The following is a 23234-nucleotide window of genomic DNA, read 5'->3' on the forward strand; positions in this document are numbered from 1 at the left end:
AACGCCATGCCCCCCTTTCACCCCACGCGCCGCAGTGCGCTGCAGCTTCTGGCCGCAGCCGTCGCGTCTGCCGCACTGCCGGCTTTTGCCCAATGGCCCGACCGGGCAATCAGGATCGTCGTGACCTTTCCGCCTGGCGGCTCCAGCGACGTGCTGGCACGCGTGATGGCCGAGCAACTGACCAAGAAGCTCGGGCAGCCCGTGGTCGTGGACAACAAGCCCGGCGCGGGAGGCACGATCGGCGGCGCACAGGTTGCGGCGGCGCCGCCCGATGGCTACACGCTGATGCTGTCGAACACCACGCCGATCGCGCTTGGCCCCTTCACGCTCGACAAGCAGCCCTATGACCCGGTCGCGGGTTTCAGCCACGTCGCCTACCTGGGCGCCGCGCCGCTGGTGGTCATGGCGAGCAAGCCGTCCGGCCTGAAGACCTATGCGGACTTCGAGGCCATGGCGCGCAAGGAAGGCCGCATGGACTTCGGCTCGGGCGGCCCGGGCTCGATCGGACACATCCACGGCGAGCTGCTCAAGAAGACCACCGGGCTCAACATGGTGCACGTGCCCTACCGAGGCGGCGCACCCATGACCACCGACCTGATCGCCAACACCATTCCCGTCGGCATCGACGTCATCACCTCCTATGTGCCGTTCTTCAAGAGCGGCCAGCTGGTGCCGCTGGCGGTAACGGGCACGCAGCGCTCCCCGCTGATGCCGGAGGTTCCCACCATGGTCGAGCTCCACCAGCCGAAGCTGGTGCTGGAGAACTTCTTCGGCCTGTCCGGCCCTGCCCGGCTTCCACCGGACGTGGTGGCGCGGCTCAACACCGCGTGCAACGAAGTGCTGGTGATGCCCGAGATCCAGAAGAAGCTGACCGAACTGGGCATCGTGGCCCAGCCGGAAACGGTGGCCATGTTCAACCGCTTCGTGAAGGAGCAGGTGGACGTGCTGGGGCCGACGGTGAAGGGCGCGGGGATCAAGCTGTAGCGCCCGCCGCACGCCGCACGCCGCACGGCAAACGATGGGTCAGGCCTCCGGCGCGATGGCCTCGGCGTACTCGTAGAGCGCGCCCAGAATTTCCTCGCCGCGCTCGTCGGCGTTCTCTGAAAGCGCATCGACTTCGCTGAACAGCATCTCGATGGTGCGCGCACCGCCCTCGCCCTTGAAGAGTCTGGCCACGCGCAGGGCTTCCCAACGCTCGGTTTCCTCTTCGCTCAGCAGCTCGGGCCAGTTGCGCGCGCGGTAGCGGAACAGGATCTCGTCGAGCCGGCCGTCGTCGAAACCGGTGCGGTCCTTGGCAAGCTCTTCGGGCGACAGCGACCGCAGCTGGTTCAGGCGGCGGCGGTCGGCGTTGCCGACGAAGCCGCCGTAGAGGTCTTCGTCCACATCGGGCGCGGCCTCCTTCGGACGCGCGTACACCTGAGACCAGATGGCGCTCATGTCGGGCAGGTCGCGGGCGATGGCGGCGTTGCGCATGGCCGCGTCGAGGTCGATGTTCCAGCGCTCGGCCATGGCCGGCGCGAGCGTGCGCAGGTTGCCCACCACCATCGGCGACTTGTTCAGGTGAATGCCCTTCACCGGCAGGCGGACCATGCCTTCGGGCAGGTCGGCGGTGCGGGTGAACAGTCGCAGGCGCAGCGTGTCGGCGTCCAGGTCGCGCAGCTCGCTGGGGTCGTGCGCCAGGTCCCAGGCCAGCAGCTCGTTCTTGTTGGTCGGGTGGCTGGCCAGAGGCCACATCACGGCGATGCAGCCGCGCTCGACCGGGAACATGCCCGACACGTGCAGGAAGGGCTTGGCCGTTTCACGCATCGCGGGCAGGCCGAGCTCGGTGGCCACGCGGTCCTTCTTGTGAAGGCCGAAGGCAAAGTCGAACAGCTTGGGCTGCTTGTCGCGAATCAGCCGGGCCAGCGCAATGGTGGCGCGCACGTCCGACAGCGCATCGTGCGCCGACTCGTGCAGCAGGCCGTTGGCGCGCGCCAGGTCTTCGAGCTTGAAGCTGGGCTTGCCGTCTTCCTTCTTCGGCCACTCGATGCCGTCGGGGCGCAGCGCGTAGGTGAGGCGCACCACGTCGAGCAGGTCCCACCGGCCGCAGTCGTTCTGCCATTCGCGCGCATAGGGGTCGATCAGGTTGCGCCAGAACAGGAAGCGCGTGACCTCGTCGTCGAAACGTATGGTGTTGTAGCCCACGCCGATGGTGCCGGGCTGCGAGAAGGCCTGCTCGATCTGCGCGGCGAACTCGTGCTCGGGGATGCCGCGCTCCAGGCACACCTGGGGCGTGATGCCGGTGATCAGGCAGGCCTCGGGGCTGGGCAGGTAGTCCGGCGCAGGCTTGCAATAGACCATGAGCGGCTCGCCGACCTCGTTCAACTCGGCGTCGGTGCGGATGGCGGCGAACTGCGAGGGGCGGTCACGGCGCGGCACGGCGCCGAAGGTTTCGTAGTCGTGCCAGAGAAAGGTGTGGTTCATTCAGAGCAGGGGTGAAAACAAGCGCGCGACAGCATCGCCGAGGCGACGCCAGAAATTCTGTGGCCGGTGGGCGCGCACCGCGCCGGAACTGTGCAGGTCGGTCTCGAACTGCGCCGCGAGCGGTCGGGCGAGTTCTGGACCATAAACCACGGCGCAGACCTCGAAGTTGAGGCGGAAGCTGCGGTTGTCGAAATTGGCGGTGCCGATCATTGCGCAATGGTCGTCGACCACCAGGGTCTTGGAGTGCAGCATGCGCGCCTTGTACTCCCACACCTTCACGCCGGCGGCGATCAGCTCGTCGAAGTACGAGCGCGCCGCGGCGCTCACGATGGCCGAGTCGCTGCGACGCGGTACCAGCAGGCGCACATCCACCCCGCGCAGCGCCGCGCTGGTGAGCGCCATCAGCGCGGGCTCGCCCGGCACGAAGTACGGCGTGGTGAGCCAGGCGCGGGTGGTGGCCGAATGGATCGCCTCCACGTGCATGCGGTGGATGGCCTCGAGCGTGTTGTCAGGGCCGCTGGTGACGATCTGCACCGGAATGTCACCCGCCTCCAGCTGCGGCAGCATCGCAGCCATGGTGTCGTCCATGCCGCGCGGATCTTCGCCGGTGGCGTAAGTCCAGTCTTCGAGAAAGGTGGTCTGCAGCCAGCGCACCGCGCTGCCCTCGATGCGCAGGTGCACGTCGTGGTACGCGTCGGGGTTGGTGCGCTTGTCTTCCTCGTCGGTGATGTTCACGCCGCCCGTGAAGCCCACGCGGCCGTCGCAGACCACGATCTTGCGGTGGGTGCGGTAGTTGGTCACCGGGCGCAGGCGGCGGCCGATCTTGGTGTCGTGGAACAGCGCCACCTTCACGCCGGCTTCATGCAGCGGCGCCATGAACTTGCGGCCGATGCGCTTGGAGCCCAGCGCATCGATCAGCAGGCGCACCGTCACGCCCTGATTCGCGCGCTCGACCAGCAGGTCGCGCAGCGCGGTGCCGATCTTGTCCGGTTCGAAGATGTAGTACTCGAGGTGGATGTGGTTCTGCGCGGCGCGCACGGCCTCGAAGATGGCGTCGAAGGTGCGCGCACCGCCCGACAGCAGCGCCACGTCGACGGCGCTCGACACCGGCAGCCCGCAGGTCGCGGTACCCAGCCGAGCCATCTGCTGCAGGGCCGGTGGCGCGCTCTGCGCCACGTCGCGCAGGAGCGCGACATCGGCCTGGGCATAGGCGCTGGCGCGGCTGCGCAGCCGCTTGATGCGCTGCTTGCGCAGACGCTGCGGCCCGAGGAAGTAGTAGATGACGAAGCCTGCGAACGGCAGCAGCGCCAGCGACAGGATCCAGCTCATGGTGGACACCGGCGCGCGCTTCTGCATCACGATCCAGATCGACAGCACGGCGATGTAGCCGCTCCAGGCCAGGGAGAGGCCGGTTTTCCATTCGGGGCTGAGGACGGGGAGGATCAAGACAAAAGAGAGTTGAAGCGGCGGTACGGATGCACCGGCCAAAGAAAAAGGCCGGCAGCGTGATGCTACCGGCCTTTGGAGGCGGCTCCGTGGCCTCATTGGCCACGGATTGCACGGTTCATTCAACCCGTTGCAGCTTCTTCCGCTTCGGGCTTCGACTTGCCTTCCTTCTTCGACAGCGGCTGGATGTCGAGCAGCACTTCGTCCTTGTCGTCGAGGTCGACTTCGAGGCGTCCGCCGTCGGTCAGGCGGCCGAACAGCAGTTCGTCGGCCAGTGCACGACGGATCGTGTCCTGGATCAGGCGCTGCATCGGACGCGCGCCCATCAACGGGTCGAAGCCCTTCTTGGCCAGGTGCTTGCGCAGCTTGTCGCTGAACGTGACTTCCACCTTCTTCTCGCCGAGCTGGGTTTCCAGCTGCAGCAGGAACTTGTCGACCACGCGCAGGATGACGTTTTCGTCGAGCGGCTTGAAGTTGACGATGGCGTCCAGCCGGTTGCGGAATTCAGGCGAGAACAGGCGCTTGATGTCGCCCATTTCGTCGCCCGCCTGGCGCGGGTTGGTGAAGCCGATGGTCGCCTTGTTCATGGTCTCGGCACCCGCATTGGTCGTCATGATGACGATGACATTGCGGAAGTCGGCCTTGCGCCCGTTGTTGTCCGTCAGCGTGCCGTGGTCCATGACCTGCAACAGCACGTTGAAGATGTCCGGGTGCGCCTTCTCGATTTCGTCGAGCAGCAGCACAGAGTGCGGCTTCTTCGTGACGGCTTCGGTCAGCAGACCGCCCTGGTCGAAACCGACGTAGCCCGGAGGCGCGCCGATCAGGCGGCTCACCGCATGACGCTCCATGTACTCCGACATGTCGAAGCGGATCAGCTCGATGCCCATGATGTAGGCGAGCTGTTTCGCGGCTTCGGTCTTGCCGACGCCCGTGGGGCCGGAGAACAGGAACGAGCCGATCGGCTTGTCGCCCTTGCCCAGGCCCGAACGCGCCATCTTGACCGCCGAGGCGAGCACTTCGAGCGCCTTGTCCTGACCGAACACCACGCTCTTCAGGTCGCGCTCGATGGTCTGCAGCTTGCCGCGGTCGTCGTTGCTGACGTTGGCCGGGGGAATGCGCGCGATCTTCGCCACGATTTCCTCGACTTCCGTCTTGCTGATGGTCTTCTTGCGCTTGCTCGGCGGCAGGATGCGCTGGGCGGCGCCGGCTTCGTCGATGACGTCGATGGCCTTGTCGGGCAAATGACGGTCATTGATGTACTTGGCGCTGAGCTCTGCGGCAGCCTGGAGGGCCGCCACCGCGTACTTCACGCCATGGTGTTCCTCGAAGCGCGACTTCAGGCCCTTCAGGATGTCGACGGTTTCCTGCACCGTCGGCTCGACCACGTCGACCTTCTGGAAGCGACGCGACAGGGCCGCGTCCTTCTCGAAGATGCCGCGGTACTCGGTGAAGGTGGTCGCACCGATGCACTTGAGCTGGCCGCTGGAGAGCGCCGGCTTCAGCAGGTTCGACGCGTCGAGCGTGCCGCCCGAGGCTGCGCCCGCACCGATCAGGGTGTGGATTTCGTCGATGAACAGGATGGCGTTCGGCTTGTCCTTGAGCGACTTGAGCACGCCCTTCAGGCGTTGCTCGAAGTCACCGCGGTACTTGGTGCCGGCCAGCAGCGCGCCCATGTCGAGCGAGTAGACCTGCGCCTCGGCAAGGATCTCGGGCACGTCGCCCTGCGTGATGCGCCAGGCGAGGCCCTCCGCAATCGCGGTCTTGCCGACGCCGGCTTCACCCACCAGCAGCGGGTTGTTCTTGCGCCGGCGGCACAGGATCTGAATGACGCGCTCGACCTCGTATTCGCGGCCGATCAGCGGATCGATCTTGCCGTCCTTGGCGAGCTGGTTGAGGTTTTGCGTGAACTGCTCGAGCGGCGATGCCTTCTCGTTGCGTTCGCCGCCGCCCTCTTCGCCTTCGCCCTGGGGAGCTTCGCCGCTGCCCTTGACGGCCTCCGGCGGATCGCTCTTCTTGATGCCGTGGGCAATGAAGTTGACCACGTCCAGGCGGGTCACGCCCTGCTGGTGGAGGTAATACACGGCGTGCGAGTCCTTCTCACCGAAGATCGCCACCAGCACGTTGGCGCCGGTGACTTCCTTCTTGCCGTTGCCGGTGGACTGCACATGCATGATGGCGCGCTGGATCACGCGCTGGAAACCCAGCGTAGGCTGGGTGTCTACATCGTCGGTACCCGCCACTTGCGGCGTGTTGTCCTTGATGAAGTTGGTGAGCGACGCCCGAAGGTCGTCGACGTTGGCCGAGCAGGCACGCAGAACTTCCGCGGCGCTCGGGTTGTCCAGCAAAGCGAGCAGCAGGTGCTCCACGGTGATGAACTCGTGGCGCTGCTGCCGGGCCTCGACGAAGGCCATGTGCAAGCTGACTTCCAGTTCCTGGGCAATCATGTGATTTCCTTTTGCCTTGCTGTAAATAAGTTCTCAGATGGGTTGGAGCTTGCGCAATTCAACTGGTTCATGCAACCGGTTCGCTGACGCATTGCAGCGGATGCCCGGCTTGCTGGGCCGCTTCCATCACCTGGTTGACCTTGGTGGCTGCCATGTCGCGGGAATAGACCCCACAGACGCCGCGGCCATCGAGGTGGATCTTGAGCATGATCTGGGTCGCACTTTCGCGGTCCTTGCTGAAATATTCCTGCAAAACGACGATCACGAACTCCATGGGGGTGTAGTCGTCGTTCAGCATGACCACCTGGTACATCTGGGGCGGTGCAGTTTTCTGCGGCCGGCGCTCCAGGACGACCGAATCTCCGTCGTCCCCAGCGGGTTTCTGCGCCGGTGGGGTGTTGGGAGTCTTGGGAATTCTCGTTGCCATGAAAAAGATTCTATAGAGCGTGCAAGCACCGTGCCGACGCAGAGAGACTTGGTGGCGCGTATTCGACAAATCAAGGCCCTTGCGGCGTGTGCGACAACAGAAATCGCCCATAAAAAAAACCGGCGGGCCGCCGGTCTTTCATAAATTGCGCAGGACGGGCCTCTTGGGTGCCTGCAATTTTCTGCCGGGCACCCGCGTGGGCATTGGCAAATCGGGCGGCAAGGCGTCGATTTCCTCGTCGGTCAGCTCCTGCTCAGGTTCAGCCGCCGGACGTGGCAGGGGATCGTTGATTTTTTGCGGCTCGAGTGACTTGGCAAGCGAGGTCACAGGCACAGCCTGACCCGACGGCACCCGGGCGGCAGACACCGGAACCGGCGCCGTCGGAGGGCGCCGGGCCGGCGAGCCCGCCAGCAGGGCCTGCCATTCGGCCTCGCGCAGGCCGTCCTGCACGGCCTGCCAACGGTGCTGGTCGCTCACCAGCTCCTTCCATCGCTCGGTTTGCTGTCTCCCCATGAACTCGAGCTCCACACGAACCGTTTGCTGCATCCACTGAGGCACGCACAGCAAGGCCTGGTGCAGGTCCCGCTCCGCCTTTTCGCGGGCCAGCTCGAACGCGTGCCGCTGGGTCTCCAACTGCGCACGGGAACTGCGCGCACAAAGCCAGGCGCCCAGCAAAGCCCCCAGCATCCCGACGACGAAGCAGACGAAGGGCAGTCCGAGCAGGAGGGCAGTCATCGAGCCCCCTCCCCCGCGGCGTCCCATTTGCGCACGAGATCGAGCGGAATTGCGTCGGCCACCTCCGAGAAGCGTCGCCCGACCATTCGTTCGGCCTGCCCGAGCAGGACGGCGACCGGGCTGCTGGGCTCGTGGACCTCGAACCATTCGCGGGCGTCACGGATGCTGTCGCGGACATCGTCGCGCGAAAGCGCGGACGGGCTGCGCGGTCTCTCGATGCGCCTGTTGGCCTCAGCGCGTTCGGTCGGTTCGGCCTCACCCTGCGGTTCAGGCAGCTCGAACGGCGCCAGCAGGACGCACAACGCCTTCAGCGATGGCGCGTCCGGCCCCAGGTTGCTCGCTGACCACGCGGCGATCTCTCGTGCGGCCTTCGACGCCGCCGCAAGCAGACTGACGGGGGCTTCGGCATCGTCGGCGGCGGACCGACGCAAGCCATCCAGTTGCTGCGCCATCCACTCGGGGCTGGGAGAGCCGACCTGCCGAGGCACGGCGAAGGCGCGCTCGACCTCCCGCACGGTCAGGTGACGCGCCGCGTTCGCCGCCACAACGATCTCGCGCACGTCGCCCAGCAGGCCCTCGGGGTCGGCCAACGCCGCCAGGGCGTTGGCACGCACGGCCGGATCGCGCTCGCCCTCCACGACCAGTTGCGGGTGAATCGCCTCGGGCCAGGCCTGCAAGGCTTCAGCCAAGGCGGCCAGGGCGGGCGCGAGCCCTGCCGCCTGGGCGAGCCGCGTGCGAGCCCTGCAGACCCAGACGTACAGGTTGATATCACGGGTTCTCGACAGCAAGCGCCGGCAGTCCCGCTCGATGTCCGCCCAGTTCGGCGCGTCCGGCTCGCCCACGAACTCGCCATACTGGGCATCCCCGCGCGGCGACAGGCGCGAGAGCAGGACCGCGTACTCCGAGTCGTACTCTAGGCTGGGACCGCACGGATCGGCCGGGCTGAGCGGCAAGGCGACGGAAGAATTTTCGGACGGGGTGACGAGGGTCATGGATTGGCAGGAGAAAAGACGCCAGGCGCAGCGCGCGCGGCGTCGTGAGAAGAACGGGAACCGATGTACTGCTCAGGCTCGAACACCATGCCGACCGTGTTGTCGCCGGGCCCCGTCGCGCCTTCGGCCCCTCCCAGCCACGTCGACCAGCCGAGTTTTTCCTTGTCCTCGAGCCGTGCGGGCGGCGTGCTGTCGTTGTGCACGCGCAGTTCGACCTCCCACACGAATTCATAGCCGACGAAGCCCCGAACCCACTCGACGAGCAAGGGCAGATCGCGTCCCTGCGGCGTGAAGCGCAGGTACTGGTCGAGGCTCAGCGGCCCGAGCACGAGCCGGAATTTGTTCTGCCGGTCGGCCACGACCTCGCCCGCCATTGCGCCCACGCCCATGACGCTGGAGGCGCGTGCCTGCCCCAGATGGCTCCGGTCTTCGTCGTCGATGCGAATCCAGTGCAACACGAACTCCTGCAATTGCACAGGCACCGCGAAGAAGCGCGCCAGCGCGGCGGCCAGTCCGTCGGGATTCCGGGACTCCCGCGCCAAGTGCGTCGATGCCGCGAGCCGGGCGTGCGCGGGCAACACCGAGTCCCGGATCTCCAGCGGATCGTGGCCCGTCAAGCGTGCCACGTAGCGGCTGAAGACCTCGTCGCCGGCACGATCGAGGCCCGCCGCGGCCTGGCTCTGGGCCCATGCGCGGTACATGTGCGTCAGGTAGCGGTGGTGAAACAGATCGAGAAAATCGGCGAGCGTCGTGTCGTTGTGGTTCTCGCTGCGATCGCGAACGATCTCGGTGTAATGGAGCGGCAACGGCCCGTTCGGCCCCAGCATGCCAAGGCCGTACACGCGCACCATCGGAAGCAGCGGGTTGTTCCCAGAGCGGGGCGGCGCAGCGCCAGGCACGCGAGCCTGCGCCTCCCCGGGCAGCACGGCTTGCGCGATCTCGCGGGGCGCGAAGATCAATGCAGCCGTCTGGCCCAGGCGAAACGGCTCCTGCTGAGGCCGGTTCGCCAGCCCGATCGGAGGTTGCTGCACATGGGATGCCCCCAACCGGCGAAGCAAGGAGAAAAACCCGAACTTCCACGGCGCTTGGCGCAGTCGTTCGAGCATGGGCTGCAGGGCCAGTCCGGCGTCCGGCTTCACGCGGCGCCTCCCTTGTCGCTGTCGCTGCCGTGGCCGTTCGCGATGGCACGGGCCGTGCCGAGGCGGACATGGCTGTCAGGCGACAGTTGGTGGTGCTCTCTGCGTGTCAGGCTGGGCAATGCGGCCTGCGCATCGCGGGCCAGTTCGGGAGCGAACAGGCTCAGCACGTCTTCCGTGTTCGGCGCGTCGAGCAACGTGGATCGGTCGAGCGGTTCGAAGCCATCGATGATTCGGTCGATGCCCTCTCGCGGCAGCACGATGTCGCGCAGCAAGGGATAGGGTTCGGCCTGCTTGCTGAGTTCGTCCAGCGTGGGCGCGGGCTCGCCGTCGATGGCGAAGATGCCCTCCCAGTCGGTACGACCGGCAAGCTGATCAGGATCGCTGACGACGCGCACGAATTCATCGTTCAGGTCGTCGAGCAAGGACTTGGGGCCGCCAAGAGCGGTCAGCGATATTTCAGCGCGGACCGCGTGCATTGCGCGCCGCTCGGGCGGCGGCGACTCGCCCAGCAAGGCTGTCAGCACGTCTGCCGTGGAGCGAGACTGCGCACCTGCAATCCCGAGCACGGCGAAGGGATCGATGGGCGCACCCTCCTGAGCCCCCATGACGCCACTGTCTTTCGAGCGACCGGCCAGGTCGTGCCAATCGAAACTTGGCGCGGTGTGTTCAGCGGGTGTCGCGGCACTGTCCGCCTGGTCTGCGACGGTGGCAGGCTCTTGCGCGATGGACGGGTCGTTCCAAGGCTCCACCACGAAGCGCAACAGGCCCAGCTCCAGCACATCGCCTGCGGCGACGGGCACGGGGCACGCGGGCGGCACGCGCTGCCCGTTGCGCACGCACAGCAGCGTGTGGCTGTTGTTCAACAGTTGCCAGCGGCCGTGACCGCTGTCCCATTGAATGCGGCACATGTTGGCCAGGCGCCATTGGGCATCGCTGTGACGCTCACCGCTCAACGCGAGCGCGTCGCTCATTCCCGAGCCGCCCGCGGGGATGCACAGCGCGCCGCAGCGCGCTTCGCCGCCGCTGTGCGTCAGTCGAAGGCGCAGAGACGCGGGCTGCTCGCCTTCTTTCGGCGATGCATCCGCAGGACCTTCGGCGTTCATGGCACCTCGCCCCACAGTTTTTGCAGCCGGTTGGCCGCGCCCACGAAACGCCCATGGGCGTCCTGCTGCCAGAACGCACTCTCGACGCATGCACCCGACAGGCGCTGTGGCCAGTCGGCCCACGGCAGGTAGCGAACGCCATGCAGTTGGCCGCCCAGTTCGTCCTGGGGCGCAGCGCCTGCCCACTGGTCGAGCAGCCCTTGTGTGCGGCGGACTCGCACTGCGGACTCGAATTCGTCGCAGGCCGGGGTACCCGCCGCTGTCGGCGCGTGCCTCTGATCGCGCCACAACGCCTTCACCGTGCTCTCGAGCGCGGCAAGATCGGCCGGCCCTTCCGCACGCGTGTGACGCGCCACCGCGCGGGCCAGCCAGAACTGCCAGTCGCATGGTTGCCGCAGTTGGACCTCGAAGTGTTTCAGCACCCAGCGCGGATGGGCTTGCTGGTAGACCACCAAAGGATGGTGGCGCCCTACCCTGTCGAGCGATGGCGCAATCACACCCAGTACGAACCGGCGCCGCGCAAATGCCAGGGTGCCGGGCGGCAAGACAAAGGCAGCAGGCAAGGCAACGGCCTTGGCCGAGGCGTCGGCACCCGCATTCGGGGCCTGGCCGTCCAGCCAGGACGCCCATGCTTCCAGCTCACCGTGACGCATGCCACTTCGCACGAAATCCGCGTGATTCGGCAATTTGCCCCAGATGGCCGGCGGCGTGATGCCCCACACATCAAGGAGTCGCGCCCACACGGTCAGGCCGCCCTGCCGGGGCAACGGAAGCCCTTCAGCACATCGCTGCCCAGCGGATTGGGCTGGCTTGCGGCGTTGATGTCGATCAGCGCCTTGCGTCCGTCGAAGGTGTACTCCACGCTCAATCTGCCCGGCGTCGCGGTGTTCACGATGCGCCCTTTCTCGAGCAGCCGGAAGAGTGCCCACGGACCGTTGACCAGCACGGTCGAGGTCGGTCCGGAAACGCGAGGGTTGGCGGTGATCTCCGCCATGGCGCCGCCGCGGGGTCCGGGCCAGCTCACGGGAAGGGCCTGGACCGGACCATGCACGTAGCGTTGGCCCTGCCCGTCGATGTCGATGACCAGGTCGGTAATGCCCGGTTCGAGCTCGAGCACGCGCAGATCCATCTTCCAGGCGAATTTCTTTCCGCCGGCGTCGCGAAAGAACAGGTCGCGGATCTGCTGCGCCCGATAGAACGCATCGAGGTTCGGCCCGCTCTGGGCCAACAGCTTGAGCAGCTCGCCCAGCAAGGTCGGGCCGGTGGTGGCGGGCGCCGGGGCCACGCCCTGGGCAGCGCCTTCCGCACCGACCATGGCGTTGGCCGTGTTCGGGTCCTTGTAGCGCCACGGACGCACGCTGGTGTCTACATACGACGCCAGGTACTTGTTGAAGAACTCGTCGGCGGCACCGCCGGCGGAAAACACCAGGGTGAAGTCTTCGATCGAAGCGTCCTGCGCCACCGCGGCGAGCGGATAGCGGCCTTCCACGCCTCGCTTGCAAGGTTCGCTGACCTGCATGGCCATCAGGCCCATGATGCGGTCGAGCTGCAACTGGGCCTGGCTGCGCAGGATGCCTGCGGTGCCCAGCACGACCTTGTCGCCGCCACTGGTGGCCAGCGCGGTCAGCACCTCGCGAAAAGGCGCCGGGAGTTTCCCGGCCTCCAGCTTCAGGCGCGCGCCGACTTCGCTTCCGCCGGGCGGCAAGCTGCCGGCCGCAAGCGCTGTGTCCGCGACAACCAGCAAGGTGTAGAACTCGTTGACGAGACCGGAGATGGCTTCCAGCCCGGGCTTGGCACCGGCTGCACCGACGCTGCCTGCGCCGATGTCAGGTTGTCCAGTGACCACTTCCCGAAGCGCGGCGAAGCGGCTGTCGACGATCTGCTTTTCGAGCCGCTCTTCCGCGCGAATTCCGAGGTTTCTGCCCAATGCGCCCGTCTGCTTGTTGAGCTCGTCGGAGGCCTTGTCGAGAAAGCCTTTCTCCTCCTGCGCGCGAACGACCAGCGGGCGCGACAGTGTCGTCTCCCTGGCTGCCGCGCGCGCCAACCGCGCCAACGGCGAATCGGGCGCGGCGAACTGCCGCAGCACGTTCAGATCGAAGCCCAGGCTGGTGCTGGTGGCGTCGCTGGCGCTGACCGTGCGCACCGAATCAAGGAAGGTCTCCCAGTGCCGTGCGTACTCGTTCAGGTACTGACGACGGATGTCTTCGAGCAGGGGATCGTTCTGCAGCTTGCGCGCCACGTCGTCCAGCAGCGCTGCAGCCTTCTTGTCGGTGCCTCCCGCAACTCCTGGGGCTGCAGCCCCGCGCCCCATCACCCAGGCATCGTCGTCGATCGCCCGGCCGACGAACTCGGACAGGCGCTTGTCGAAGACGTCGTGATAGCCGTCGTAGGTAAAAAGGCCCGGAATGCCTTTTTCGAGCGGCAGTCCGCCGGCGCGCGAGAACACGGTGCCTGCCTGCGGCCCGACCGCGCGGATCAAGGTGAATTCCTGCGGCGCGTCTGGCAGCATGGCGGCCTTGGCGCGTTCGTAGACGCGCTGGGTCGAGGTGTTGCTGTCGAGAAAATCCTGTACGGCGCGTACCAGTACCTCGCTGGGCAGCGACGCCGACTGCACCGGGCGGTCACCTGAAAAAAGGGCTGTCACGTGGCCGACCATCGAAGCACGCCCACCGAAGGCCGCGGCGCTGTCGGCCGTCTCCCAGTCCTTGAGCACCCAGTTGCGAACGTCCCGCGCCCCACCCTTCATGTACCGCTCCCGGTCGTGCAGCAGCTTGTAGACCCGAAGCGTTTCATAGACGGTCTTGGCATCACCGTCTTTCACACCCTGCGTCAGCACGGCTTCCATGCGCTTCAGGATCGTCGGAACCAACATGTGGTCCTGCAACTGGGCGTAGGCCTCGCTCGTTGCACCCAGCACCGGAGGCACGGTGTAAAGGCCGTACAGGAAACTGCCCGGCGGGCTGTGGATGTCGAGCCCCGGGTGGGCCGGCAGTTCGCTGGCACCGTTGAGCACGTCGGGAACGCCTGCCGGCTTGAAACTGGCGTACAACGCGCGAACCTGGCCAGACAGCACGTCCGCGCGCTGACCCACGCTGTTCAGATACTGGCGGTTGTTACCGAAGCTCAGCGCCAGCGCGCCGGACAGCCAGAGAAAGATCACGACGCACAGCGCGTGCCCCGACAGGCGCAGCAGCCTGAAGCGAAACTCCCATCGCAGGTTCGGCCGCACCAGGTGCGCTTCGGGCATGATGACCTTGGTCAGCACGTCCTGGAGAAAGAAGCCCTGCTGCCCGAAGCCGGGCGTCGAGTCGGCCGCCTTGCGCTGCGGCACGCCCAGGCTGCGCTGAAGCCGCTGGAACAAGGTGTCCGGAACGGCGGGAAGGTCCAGTTCGGTTTGTGCACCGCTCGTGAAATAGACGCCGCGCAGCGTGTCGTGCAACTGCGTCCGGTCGAAGCGAGAGGCCAGGAAGATCTCGTCGAGCATCGGGACCAGCGGCTCGGTCAGGCCCGCCAGTTCCTGCGGCAAGGCGAACAGGCGCTTGCGGCGGTCAATATCGAACTCTTCGTTCAGACGGGAGCGCAATCCGGCAGCAAGCCGGCCGTGAAGCAGCGCCAGTTCCACCTCGATCTGTGAGCGCAAGGCCTCACGCCCCTGCGCAGCCGCCCGCGTGCTCTTGATGCCCGTGAAGGGCAAGGTGAAGCCCCAGGCCTGGGTGCGCCCCTCGCTGGTGAGCGATTGAAAGTACTCGCCGAATCCGCGCAACAGGTCCACCTTGGTGACGACGACATACACCGGAAAACGGATGCCCAGTTCCTCGCGCAGTTCGGCGAGCCGGTCGCGCACCCGGCCTGCATGCTCGGCACGTTCCATGACGGTCATGGTCAGGAGTTCGGAGACATCGAGCGCAACGATCACACCGTTGAGCGGGGCGCGCGGGCGGTGTTTGCGCAACAGGCCAAGAAAGCCGCGCCATTCGACCGGATCGGTGACGGGATTGCTTTCTTGCGTGGTGTAGCGGCCGGCGGTGTCGATCAGCACCGCCTCGTTCGTGAACCACCAATCCGTGTGCAACGTGCCGCCGTGGGAAGTGAGCACCATGCGCTTCGACGCAGGGCCAGCCTGACCGGCCAATGGAAACTGCAGTCCGGCATTGAGCAACGCCGTGGTTTTGCCAGCGCCAGAGCTGCCGATGATCATGTACCAGGGCAGCTCGTACAGATGCCGCTTGCCCTCGAGCCAGCGGAACAGGCCGCCGCGTGCACGCAGGCCTTTCAACTGCGCAAGAGCCCTGTTGACGGCGGAGGTGAGCGTCTTGATTTCTTCCTTCGCCGTCTCGTCCTTGCCCGAATCCCGGCCGAAGCTGAGGAACTTGGCAAGGAGATCCTGGTTGTCGCGCAAGGCTTGCCACAGGCGATAGAGCCAGTAAAGCGCGCACGACAAAAGGACCGCAAAAATGATTGACGCGCGCACCCAGACCGGTGCCAGCGGCTTGGCCGCACCGACGGCCAGCAGGGGCCCTGCGTGCCATACCAGCAGGCAGATCGCGGCGACTCCCACAAGGCTGTAGGGGCCCGAAACCAGCCAGAGGATGCCGAGCACCAGAAGCAGCACGATGAAAGTGACGCGCACCCCCACCGTCGCCAATGGACGCAATCCGTCGACGGCAAGCAAGGGCCCGATGAACCAGACCGCCAGTGCCAGCAGCACCATGGCCACGAACGCGAGCATCTGCCGCGAAAAAAGGAATGTCGCGAACTGTTTGAGGTATTGCATGAGAGCTTTCTGACCTGCCTCTAGCGCCGGGTTGCGCCTGTGACGGCAGTGGCGGCCTGGGGTACAAGCGACCCGGCGGTGCTGCCGTCGCCTTGCGTGACGACGATGTCGACCCGGCGATTCCTGGCGCGGCCGGTGGCGGTGGCGCTGTCGGAGATCGGCATCGTGTCGCCGCGCCCTTCGATCTGGAGTCGGGATGCCACCACGCCGGCGCCCTGCAGAGCGGCGGCGACGGCGGCCGCGCGCTTTTCGCTCAACACCTGGTTGTTCGGAAACTCGCGGGAGCGGATGGGCTGGTTGTCCGAATGCCCGGTGACCTTCACCGAACCCGAGACCTGATTGATTTCTTCGGCCACCTTGGCCAGCACCGGCAGGATCTTCGCGCTCACACGTGCCTGCCCCGGCACGAACATGTCGTCGCCCTTGAAGGTGACGGCGCTGCGCCTGTCGTCTTCGTCGACGCTGACCGTGCCGCGTGCAATTTCGGGTGCAAGAAGCTCCTTCAAGCGCAATGGCTTGACCGGGGGGGAAGGCGGCGGCCGCATGCGGCCAATGGCCGCAATACGCTCTTCCACGTTCGCGCCAAGTTGCAAAAGCTGGTACTTGTACCAAGCGAAAAGGCCGAACAGGATCAGTGTCAGCAGCGACGCCGTCACCCACACCGGCACGCTGCGCAAGAGCCGAAACTTGCCTGCGCCCACGCCCTTCCAGTGCGGGGACAGGTCCTGCGGAACGTCGCCCCGCGCCGTACCCAGCAGGCCGAACAACCGGTGGCGAACTGTCTCCAGCTGCCTGCGCCCGTTGGTTGCGGTGCTGAAGCGCCCCTCGAAGCCGAGGCCGAGGATCTGGTACATCAGCTCAAGCAGATCGATGTGCTCCTGCGGACTGGCTGCCAGGCGGCCGACCAGCAGGAAGAACTTGTCGCCGCCCTTGGTGTCGCCGTGAAACTTGGCAGCCAACTGCTGGTTGGCCCAGATGCCCGCCTCCGTGCCCTTGCCGCCGCCCCAATCGGTGCTGTTGGCGGCCTCGTCGAGCGCAGTGCACAAGGAATAGCTCGCCGCCACCACATGCTCGTGCTTGACGAGCGCACTGCTGCAGATCGACTGAAAGCGCGCAACTTCGCGCTCCAGCAGGCGGTGCAAGACGGTCACGCCCTCGTCGCTCAGCTGCGCGGGCATGTCGGCAAGTGCGCGCAGCAAGGGCTGTGCTGCTTCGAGCAGCGGGTTCTGGGCCGCCACGACGGTGGCCAACCGCTCTTGCGACGAGGATTCCGGAACAAGCCTCGGGCCGTCGACTCGACCGTCAGGCACGGGTGCCCCGTCCAGAGGGTCGCCATGAGGCTCGCGCCTGTCGCCGCCTCCGTGGGTATCGTCGCGTTCTTCGTTGTGGAGCATGGGTGCGTTCAAGAATGAAGAGGCTTGGCGGAATGGAAAGATGAGCCAGGCCAGGCCTTGCACTTGGCGACATCTTTCACGGATGCCGCACGCCCGTCGGGCAGTTGGACGTGTTTCTTCTGCGGGCTTGTGGTCATGGGCAACTCCGGTACGTCACTTCTCGCGCACGCCCCAGAGTTCCATGCGCAGGCCTGGAAACTCGCCCGCCACATGCAACGCGAGGCCGCCGTGCTTGACCATGTGTTCCCACAGCGGGCCACGCGGGTCGATCTGGAAATAGACGAAGCCCGCGTTGAATGGAATCTGGCGTGGCGGCACGGGCAGGGTTTGCAGCGGGATGCCCGGCAGGTGCGACCGGATGAGTTCGGCCAGCCGGTCGCTGGGCCCGACCTTGCAACGTGCAGGAAATTGGCTCGCCAGCTGATCGGGCGGAATGTGCGCAGCGATAGCAAACACCAGGCTGGAAAAGCCCTGGAGCTCCGACGGTTCGACGCTGGCAACGCGCACGCCGTTGGCGCGGTTGGCCAGCGGAATGCTCTGCGCGCTACGCACCAACACGTCGTTCAGCAGGGCCTGCGCATCACCCATCAGTTCCTTGAAGGAAAGGTACGGGTCGATGTGCTGGTAAGCCGGGTGAGCCCGGGGCCGGCGCGTGCTCGCACGCACGAAGGTGGAGAGTTCTCCGCTGAATGTGCGCAGCGCCGTGTAGACCGCTTCGGGCGAAGTTTCCCGCACACGCAACCAGTGCTCGAACAAAGGCTCGTAGCGATTGAGGATCTGCAGCAGCAGAAAGTCGGACACCTCGGCGGATTCGCTCGACTTGCCGTCGTTGCCGCTGAGACGGCCTGCCAGCGACTGGGCGCGCAGCCTGCACAGACCGTGCAAATTGGTGATCCAGTCGGTCAGCAACGGACTTGCGCCATAGCCGGAGACGGGCGGGATCAGATGCGGGTCGATCGCAACGCTGCCGTCGGACCGCAGGACCGTGACCTTTGCGAGTGGAAGTCCGATCCAGGCATCGGTGAGTTCGCGCTGCGGCAGCAGCCGCAGGCGCAGCCTGGACAGCTGGACCGTCTTGGGCCCTTGCCCGACGGAGTTGGCGTCGCGCAGTTCGGTGTCGAATACCGAAAAGCGTGCGAGCGAAGCGCTGGATGCCGCGACATCGTCGAAGGTGGTTTCCTCGCCGTTGGGCGTGCGAATGGGCACGGCGAGGTTGATGACCTGCTCCAGATGCTCCGGCAGGATGGTGAGCGGCGCAGGCGGCAGCGTCTGGCCGGGGGCATCGAAAGGCGTGCCATCGGAAAAAATACCTGCGGCGCTGCCGAGCACGAGCTTGCCCAGCGATAAGGACTCGGCGTCGATGCCGTAGTGCGTGAAGCCCCAGTAGAAGGGACCGAGCGAGCCCGCCCGCTTGTGCGCGAGATGTTCGAGGTAGCGCTCCTGCTGCTGAAACAGCTGTGGACGCAGGAAAAGACCTTCGCTCCAGGCGACTTTGTTGTACCAGCTCATGAATGGTCCGTTGTGCTTGAGAGCCCTGGGGCTCACTTGAGGGTGATGAGCTGGATGCCCTTGGGCTGCAGATCGATCTGCAGCTTGATCTTGTTGGCCGGCATGACCGATCGGTACCAGGCGACTTCGGGCGCTGGATCGATCTTCAGGACCGCGCGCCAGTCGGCTTGCGCAAGCTCCCGGTATGCAGCGCCGAAATTTGCGCACGGAGTCGTTCGACCACCGGCGGCGGGGTGTGCAGCGACATGGCCACGCGCGCACATGCGGTGTCGAGAAGGCTGATCGCCTTGTCGGGCAGTTGTCGCGCAGGGATGTAGCGGTGAGAGAGCATGACCGCAGCCCTCACCGCCTCGTCGAGCACCGTGACGCCATGATGCGCGGCAAACGTGGCAACCAGCCCGCGCACCATCTCGATGGCGACAGCTTCCTGCGGCTCAGCGACCTGCAAGGTCTGGAAGCGACGGGTCAGCGCGGGGTCCTTCTCGATGTGGCGCTTGTACTCGCTCCATGTAGTAGCGCCCACGGTGCGCAGCGTGCCGCGCGCGAGCGCGGGCTTGAGCAGGTTCGCCGCATCGCCGGTGCCGGCCGATCCGCCCGCGCCGATCAAGGTGTGCACTTCGTCGATGAAGAGAATGACCGGCTGAGCCGAGTTGGCCGCTTCGTCGAGCAACGATTTCAGGCGCGATTCGAACTCGCCCCGCATGCTGGCACCGGCCAGCAGGGCCCCGACATCGAGGCTCAGCAGGCGTGCATCGCGCAGCGTTGGCGGCACCTGGCCGCCGGCAATGGCCAAGGCCAGCCCTTCGACCACCGCTGTCTTGCCCACGCCAGCCTCCCCTGTCAGCAATGGATTGTTCTGTCGGCGGCGCAGCAGGATGTCGACCATCGTGCGAATTTCGTGCGCGCGACCGATCACCGGATCAATCTGCCCGCTGCGCGCGCGTTCGGTCAGATCGGTGCAGTACTTTTCCAAGGCAGGCGAGCCGGCCGAGGAAGCAGCCATCGCGCCACTGGCTTCCCCAGGCATCGCAGGCGTCAGTCCGGAGCCGTCATGCGGGCCTTCCTGTTCTTCGGGGGAGCCGGCGATGAGGGCACCGAGCGCGGCGGCCAACTGACTCTCGGGAATGCGCTGGAATGCAGGCGAAATGCTGAGCAGCGCGCGACGCAGCTCAGGCGTTTGCAACAACGCGGACAGCAGCCATGCGCCCCGGATGCTGCGATCGCCGAACTCGAGGCTGGACAGCACCCACGCACGCTCGATGACGGTCTCGATGTGATGGGAGAAGTCGCACAGTGCGGTGGCACCCGATGGCAATGCCGACAACGCGGCTGCGAGGTCTTTCTCGACGGCTTGCGAATCGACCTTGTAGTGGCGGCAAACGCGATGCAGATCGCTGTCGTTGAGTTGCCAGAGCTGATGAATCCAATGCGTCAGTTCGACGTACGGATTGCCTCTCAGCCTGGCGAAAGCCGTCGCGGACTCGATGCCGCGAAACAGGGTGAGGTTGAGCTTGCCGAACAGCGCTCGGCGCGCGATCGTCATGGGGTGCTTCCAGACTCGGCATGCGGCGCAACAGCCCCGCTCGACATGCCCGCCGAACCCAACACCCACACCTTTGTTTTCGCGCTCTTTTTGACCACTCCCCACTCCCTATGCTTTCTGGAATGAGCGCGATTCTGGGTGCCTTCCGGGAGTCCCGGAGACGCACAGTTTCTACCAATGGTTAACTCAGAAAAGGAGCAGATCGATCCGTGAAGTTTGTCCAGCGCCGCCGTTTTTACCTATTACTAAAGTATCGGCCGCGGGACGAGGCGGCGCCTGGTGAACAAATAAAAAGGCTCTTGAATTCCGCCTCGGAAGTTCAAGAGCCCTGGAGTCGATGTTGCAAGACATCGGCAAATGGAAAAACAACTACATGCTGTCGATCATGACTTGCCCGAAGCCCGAGCAGCTCACCTGCGTGGCGCCGTCCATCAGCCGCGCGAAGTCATAAGTGACCTTCTTGCTGGCAATCGACTTCTCCATCGCGCTGATGATCAGGTCGGCTGCTTCCTTCCAACCCATGTGCCGCAGCATCATCTCGGCGGAGAGAATTTCGGAACCGGGGTTCACATAGTCCTTGCCGGCGTACTTGGGGGCCGTGCCGTGGGTGGCCTCGAACATGGCCACGGTGTCGCTCATGTTCGCGCCAGGGGCGATACCGATGCCACCGACCTGCGCAGCCAATGCGTCGGACACGTAGTCACCGTTGAGGTTGAGCGTGGCGATCACGCTGTACTCGGCGGGGCGCAGCAAGATTTGTTGCAGGAAGGCGTCGGCGATGCTGTCCTTCAGGGTGATGTCCTTGCCTGTCTTCGGGCTCTTGAACTTCATCCACGGGCCGCCGTCGATCAGTTCGGCGCCGAACTCCTTGGCGGCCAGGTTGTAGCCCCAGTCACGAAAGCCACCTTCGGTGAACTTCATGATGTTGCCCTTGTGCACCAGGGTGACGCTGGGCTTGTCGTTGTCGATGGCGTACTGCAGCGCCTTTCGCACGAGGCGCTCGGTGCCCTCGATCGACACGGGCTTGACGCCGATGCCCGACGTGTTGGGGAAACGGATCTTCTTGACGCCCATTTCGTCCTGCAGGAACTTGATGAGCTTCTTGGCCTTGTCGCTTTCGGCTTCGAATTCGATGCCGGCATAGATGTCTTCCGAGTTCTCGCGAAAGATCACCATGTTGGTCTTGTGCGGCTCGCGCACCGGGCTGGGCACGCCGTTGAAGTACCGGATCGGGCGCAGGCACACGTAAAGGTCGAGTTCCTGGCGCAGCGCGACGTTCAGCGAGCGGATGCCGCCGCCGACGGGCGTGGTGAGCGGGCCCTTGATGGAGATGACGTAGTCCCGGACGGCGTGCAACGTTTCTTCGGGCAGCCAGACGTCGGGGCCGTAGACCTTGGTCGCCTTTTCACCGCCGTAGACCTCCATCCAGTGAATCTTTTTCTTGCCGCCGTAGGCCTTGGCCACTGCGGCGTCCACCACCTTCAGCATGACGGGGGTGATGTCCAGGCCGGTGCCATCGCCTTCGATGAAGGGAATGACCGGTTCGTCAGGCACATTGAGCGAGTTGTCTGCGTTGACCGTGATCTTCTGACCTTCGGTCGGGACCTTGATGTGCTGATAACTGGACATGAGGGGGGGATGACTCCGGGATTGACTTAATTTTGACGACTGTCAGCGAATTCAGACACGGCGTGGATTCGCTGTACAGCCCGCGAACAAATCGCTGTACATTTTAGACGCAACCCATCAGCAAGCGTTTGTCAACCGTAAGGCCATCGGCCTCGTTAGTGGCTGACCTTCTGCTCGCCGGGAGGCGTTTCCAACCAATTCTCGATAGAGGAATCATCAATGAGCAAAATTCTCGCAGTCATGATCGCCGGCCTGTTTGCCGCTGGCGCCTATGCCCAAAACCCGGCTGGTACGACGCCCGAACAAGGTAACGCCACCAACAGCAAGTCGCAGCAACGTGCCGAAGCCAAGAAGGCTTCCAAGCCTGCTGGCAAGGTTGCCGCTCCCGCTGGCGACGAAGCCAAGACCCCCGAAGGCGGCGCCATCGGTGCCGACAAGGCTGCAGCCTCCGGCGAGAAGCGTGCTGAAACCCGCGACCAGCGTCGTCGCAACAAGGACGGCAGCATCAAGCGCAAGTCGACCCAAGGCGCTACCCCCAAGTAATTGGCGGGCCGCACGAAAAAGCGCTCTTCGGAGCGCTTTTTTTTTCGTCTTGAGGACAGAAACAACTGTCAACCAGCTGAAGCAGCTTCCGTTGAATGTGTACCTTCCGCAGGAAGGGCAATCCAGATCAACGCATTTCAAAGGATTTCTTCATGAACAAGCTGCTCGCAGCCCTGGTCGCCGGTCTCTTCGCTGCCGGTGCTTTCGCCCAACAACCTGCTCCGACGACCGCCGCTCCTGCTGCCCCCAAGGTTGCCAAGCACGTGTCCGCCAAGAAGCACGTTGCGGTCAAGAAGCAGAAGGTTCGCCACGTGGCCAAGGCCCACACGGCCACCGCCAAGAAGGTGTAAGCTTTCTCGCTCACCGGCAATGCCCGCACCAGCGGGCATTTTTATTGGGTTGTTTTGATGAAGGCCGGGCTCTGATCCCGCCCTGAAAGAGTTGTCCGATGTTCCAGCGTCTCGCCGCCCTGCTCCTCGTGTCTGCGTCCTTCATGATGTCGGCGCACGCCCAGCAGCAACCCCAGACCGACCTGCCACGCACGCAGTTGTCGGTTGGCCTGTACAAGATCGATGCGCAGATCGCGCAAACGCCGCAGCAGCGTGAAATCGGCTTGATGTTCCGCAAGGAAATGCCGCAGGCCGAAGGCATGATCTTCGTGTTCGAGCAGCCCGCAACGCAGTGCTTCTGGATGCGCAACACGATCCTGCCGCTGACCGCCGCCTTCGTCGCCGACGATGGTCGCATCGTCAACCTGGTCGACATGCAGCCCATGACCGAGAACTCGCATTGCTCATTGGAGCCGGTGCGTTACGTTCTCGAGATGAACCAGGGCTGGTTCGTCAAGAAGAACATCAAGAAGGGTGCCAAACTCGGCGGCGAGTTGTTCACAGCTACCAAACGCTGAGCATCCACTGCCTGCAGCCCGCAAAAAAGCCGACCCTCGGGTCGGCTTTTTCATTGGCGACAGCCAGGATCAGCCGAAGTTCTTCGCCGCGAAGTCCCAGTTGGCCAGCTTGGCCAGGAAGGTCTCGACGAACTTCGGACGCAGGTTGCGGTAGTCGATGTAGTAGGCGTGCTCCCAGACGTCCAC

At 65.1% G+C, this 23234-nt stretch carries 18 protein-coding genes and 1 pseudogene; 4 read left to right on the plus strand and 15 right to left on the minus strand.

The window, feature by feature from the left end:
* The first annotated feature begins 6 nt into the window (after positions 1–6).
* Positions 7–984 (plus strand): Bug family tripartite tricarboxylate transporter substrate binding protein, encoded by a 978-nt coding sequence (locus tag ACSFBM_RS26565; RefSeq protein WP_435487080.1) that lies wholly within the window; start codon positions 7–9, stop codon positions 982–984.
* 39 nt (positions 985–1023) lie between these two features.
* Here ACSFBM_RS26565 and sbcB read toward each other — a convergent pair whose 3' ends face one another.
* The 14 genes and pseudogenes from sbcB to icd all read right to left on the minus strand — a co-directional run bounded on the left by sbcB (position 1024) and on the right by icd (position 21598).
* Positions 1024–2463 (minus strand): exodeoxyribonuclease I, encoded by a 1440-nt coding sequence (gene sbcB, locus ACSFBM_RS26570; protein WP_435487081.1) that lies wholly within the window; start codon positions 2461–2463, stop codon positions 1024–1026.
* The gene (cls, locus tag ACSFBM_RS26575; protein ID WP_435487082.1) at positions 2464–3909 is read right to left on the minus strand and encodes a cardiolipin synthase; all 1446 of its coding nucleotides are present in this window, start codon (positions 3907–3909) and stop codon (positions 2464–2466) included. It abuts the gene before it with no gap.
* Between the two features lie 122 nt (positions 3910–4031).
* A complete protein-coding gene (gene clpA, locus ACSFBM_RS26580; RefSeq protein ID WP_435487083.1) occupies positions 4032–6353 on the minus strand; it encodes an ATP-dependent Clp protease ATP-binding subunit ClpA in 2322 nt (773 codons plus the stop codon).
* A gap of 67 nt (positions 6354–6420) precedes the next feature.
* Positions 6421–6780 carry an ATP-dependent Clp protease adapter ClpS gene (clpS, locus tag ACSFBM_RS26585; protein WP_435447940.1) on the minus strand — a complete coding sequence of 120 codons (360 nt, stop codon included), beginning with the start codon at positions 6778–6780 and terminating at the stop codon, positions 6421–6423.
* 138 nt (positions 6781–6918) lie between these two features.
* Positions 6919–7515 carry a hypothetical protein gene (locus ACSFBM_RS26590; RefSeq protein WP_435487084.1) on the minus strand — a complete coding sequence of 199 codons (597 nt, stop codon included), beginning with the start codon at positions 7513–7515 and terminating at the stop codon, positions 6919–6921.
* Complete coding sequence (locus ACSFBM_RS26595) at positions 7512–8507, minus strand: type VI secretion system protein TssA (protein WP_435487085.1); 996 nt, start codon at positions 8505–8507, stop codon at positions 7512–7514. The genes ACSFBM_RS26590 and ACSFBM_RS26595 overlap by 4 nt, the downstream gene beginning before the upstream one ends.
* The gene (tssG, locus tag ACSFBM_RS26600) at positions 8504–9613 is read right to left on the minus strand and encodes a type VI secretion system baseplate subunit TssG (protein ID WP_435487097.1); all 1110 of its coding nucleotides are present in this window, start codon (positions 9611–9613) and stop codon (positions 8504–8506) included. Before tssG ends, ACSFBM_RS26595 begins: the two co-directional genes overlap by 4 nt.
* A gap of 29 nt (positions 9614–9642) precedes the next feature.
* The gene (locus ACSFBM_RS26605) at positions 9643–10749 is read right to left on the minus strand and encodes a TagK domain-containing protein (protein ID WP_435487086.1); all 1107 of its coding nucleotides are present in this window, start codon (positions 10747–10749) and stop codon (positions 9643–9645) included.
* Positions 10746–11516 carry a type VI secretion system-associated protein TagF gene (gene tagF, locus ACSFBM_RS26610; RefSeq protein ID WP_435487087.1) on the minus strand — a complete coding sequence of 257 codons (771 nt, stop codon included), beginning with the start codon at positions 11514–11516 and terminating at the stop codon, positions 10746–10748. The genes ACSFBM_RS26605 and tagF overlap by 4 nt, the downstream gene beginning before the upstream one ends.
* Positions 11495–15523 (minus strand): type VI secretion system membrane subunit TssM, encoded by a 4029-nt coding sequence (tssM, locus tag ACSFBM_RS26615; RefSeq protein ID WP_435487088.1) that lies wholly within the window; start codon positions 15521–15523, stop codon positions 11495–11497. Before tssM ends, tagF begins: the two co-directional genes overlap by 22 nt.
* 20 nt (positions 15524–15543) lie before the next feature.
* The gene (gene tssL / locus ACSFBM_RS26620) at positions 15544–16917 is read right to left on the minus strand and encodes a type VI secretion system protein TssL, long form (protein WP_435487089.1); all 1374 of its coding nucleotides are present in this window, start codon (positions 16915–16917) and stop codon (positions 15544–15546) included.
* Between the two features lie 153 nt (positions 16918–17070).
* Positions 17071–18426 carry a type VI secretion system baseplate subunit TssK gene (gene tssK, locus ACSFBM_RS26625; protein WP_435487098.1) on the minus strand — a complete coding sequence of 452 codons (1356 nt, stop codon included), beginning with the start codon at positions 18424–18426 and terminating at the stop codon, positions 17071–17073.
* 190 nt (positions 18427–18616) lie between these two features.
* Positions 18617–19969: pseudogene (locus ACSFBM_RS26630) on the minus strand (AAA family ATPase); the annotation flags it as partial.
* Positions 19970–20338: 369 nt separating this feature from the next.
* Entirely contained in the window at positions 20339–21598 is a 1260-nt protein-coding gene (gene icd / locus ACSFBM_RS26635; RefSeq protein ID WP_435487090.1) for an NADP-dependent isocitrate dehydrogenase, read from the minus strand.
* Positions 21599–21817: 219 nt separating this feature from the next.
* Between icd and ACSFBM_RS26640 the strand changes: the two genes are divergently transcribed.
* The 3 genes from ACSFBM_RS26640 to ACSFBM_RS26650 all read left to right on the plus strand — a co-directional run bounded on the left by ACSFBM_RS26640 (position 21818) and on the right by ACSFBM_RS26650 (position 23048).
* The gene (locus ACSFBM_RS26640; protein ID WP_435487091.1) at positions 21818–22141 is read left to right on the plus strand and encodes a cell envelope biogenesis protein TolA; all 324 of its coding nucleotides are present in this window, start codon (positions 21818–21820) and stop codon (positions 22139–22141) included.
* Between the two features lie 152 nt (positions 22142–22293).
* The gene (locus tag ACSFBM_RS26645) at positions 22294–22491 is read left to right on the plus strand and encodes a hypothetical protein (RefSeq protein ID WP_435487092.1); all 198 of its coding nucleotides are present in this window, start codon (positions 22294–22296) and stop codon (positions 22489–22491) included.
* A 98-nt stretch (positions 22492–22589) separates the two neighbouring features.
* The gene (locus ACSFBM_RS26650) at positions 22590–23048 is read left to right on the plus strand and encodes a DUF192 domain-containing protein (protein ID WP_435487093.1); all 459 of its coding nucleotides are present in this window, start codon (positions 22590–22592) and stop codon (positions 23046–23048) included.
* 69 nt (positions 23049–23117) lie between these two features.
* Here ACSFBM_RS26650 and ACSFBM_RS26655 read toward each other — a convergent pair.
* Positions 23118–23234, minus strand: a 117-nt coding sequence (locus ACSFBM_RS26655; protein WP_435487099.1) for a Fe-Mn family superoxide dismutase, incomplete at its 5' end; no start/stop codon positions are given.

The organism is Variovorax pasteuri (assembly GCF_051216435.1).
Taxonomy (GTDB): Bacteria; Pseudomonadota; Gammaproteobacteria; order Burkholderiales; family Burkholderiaceae_C; genus Variovorax.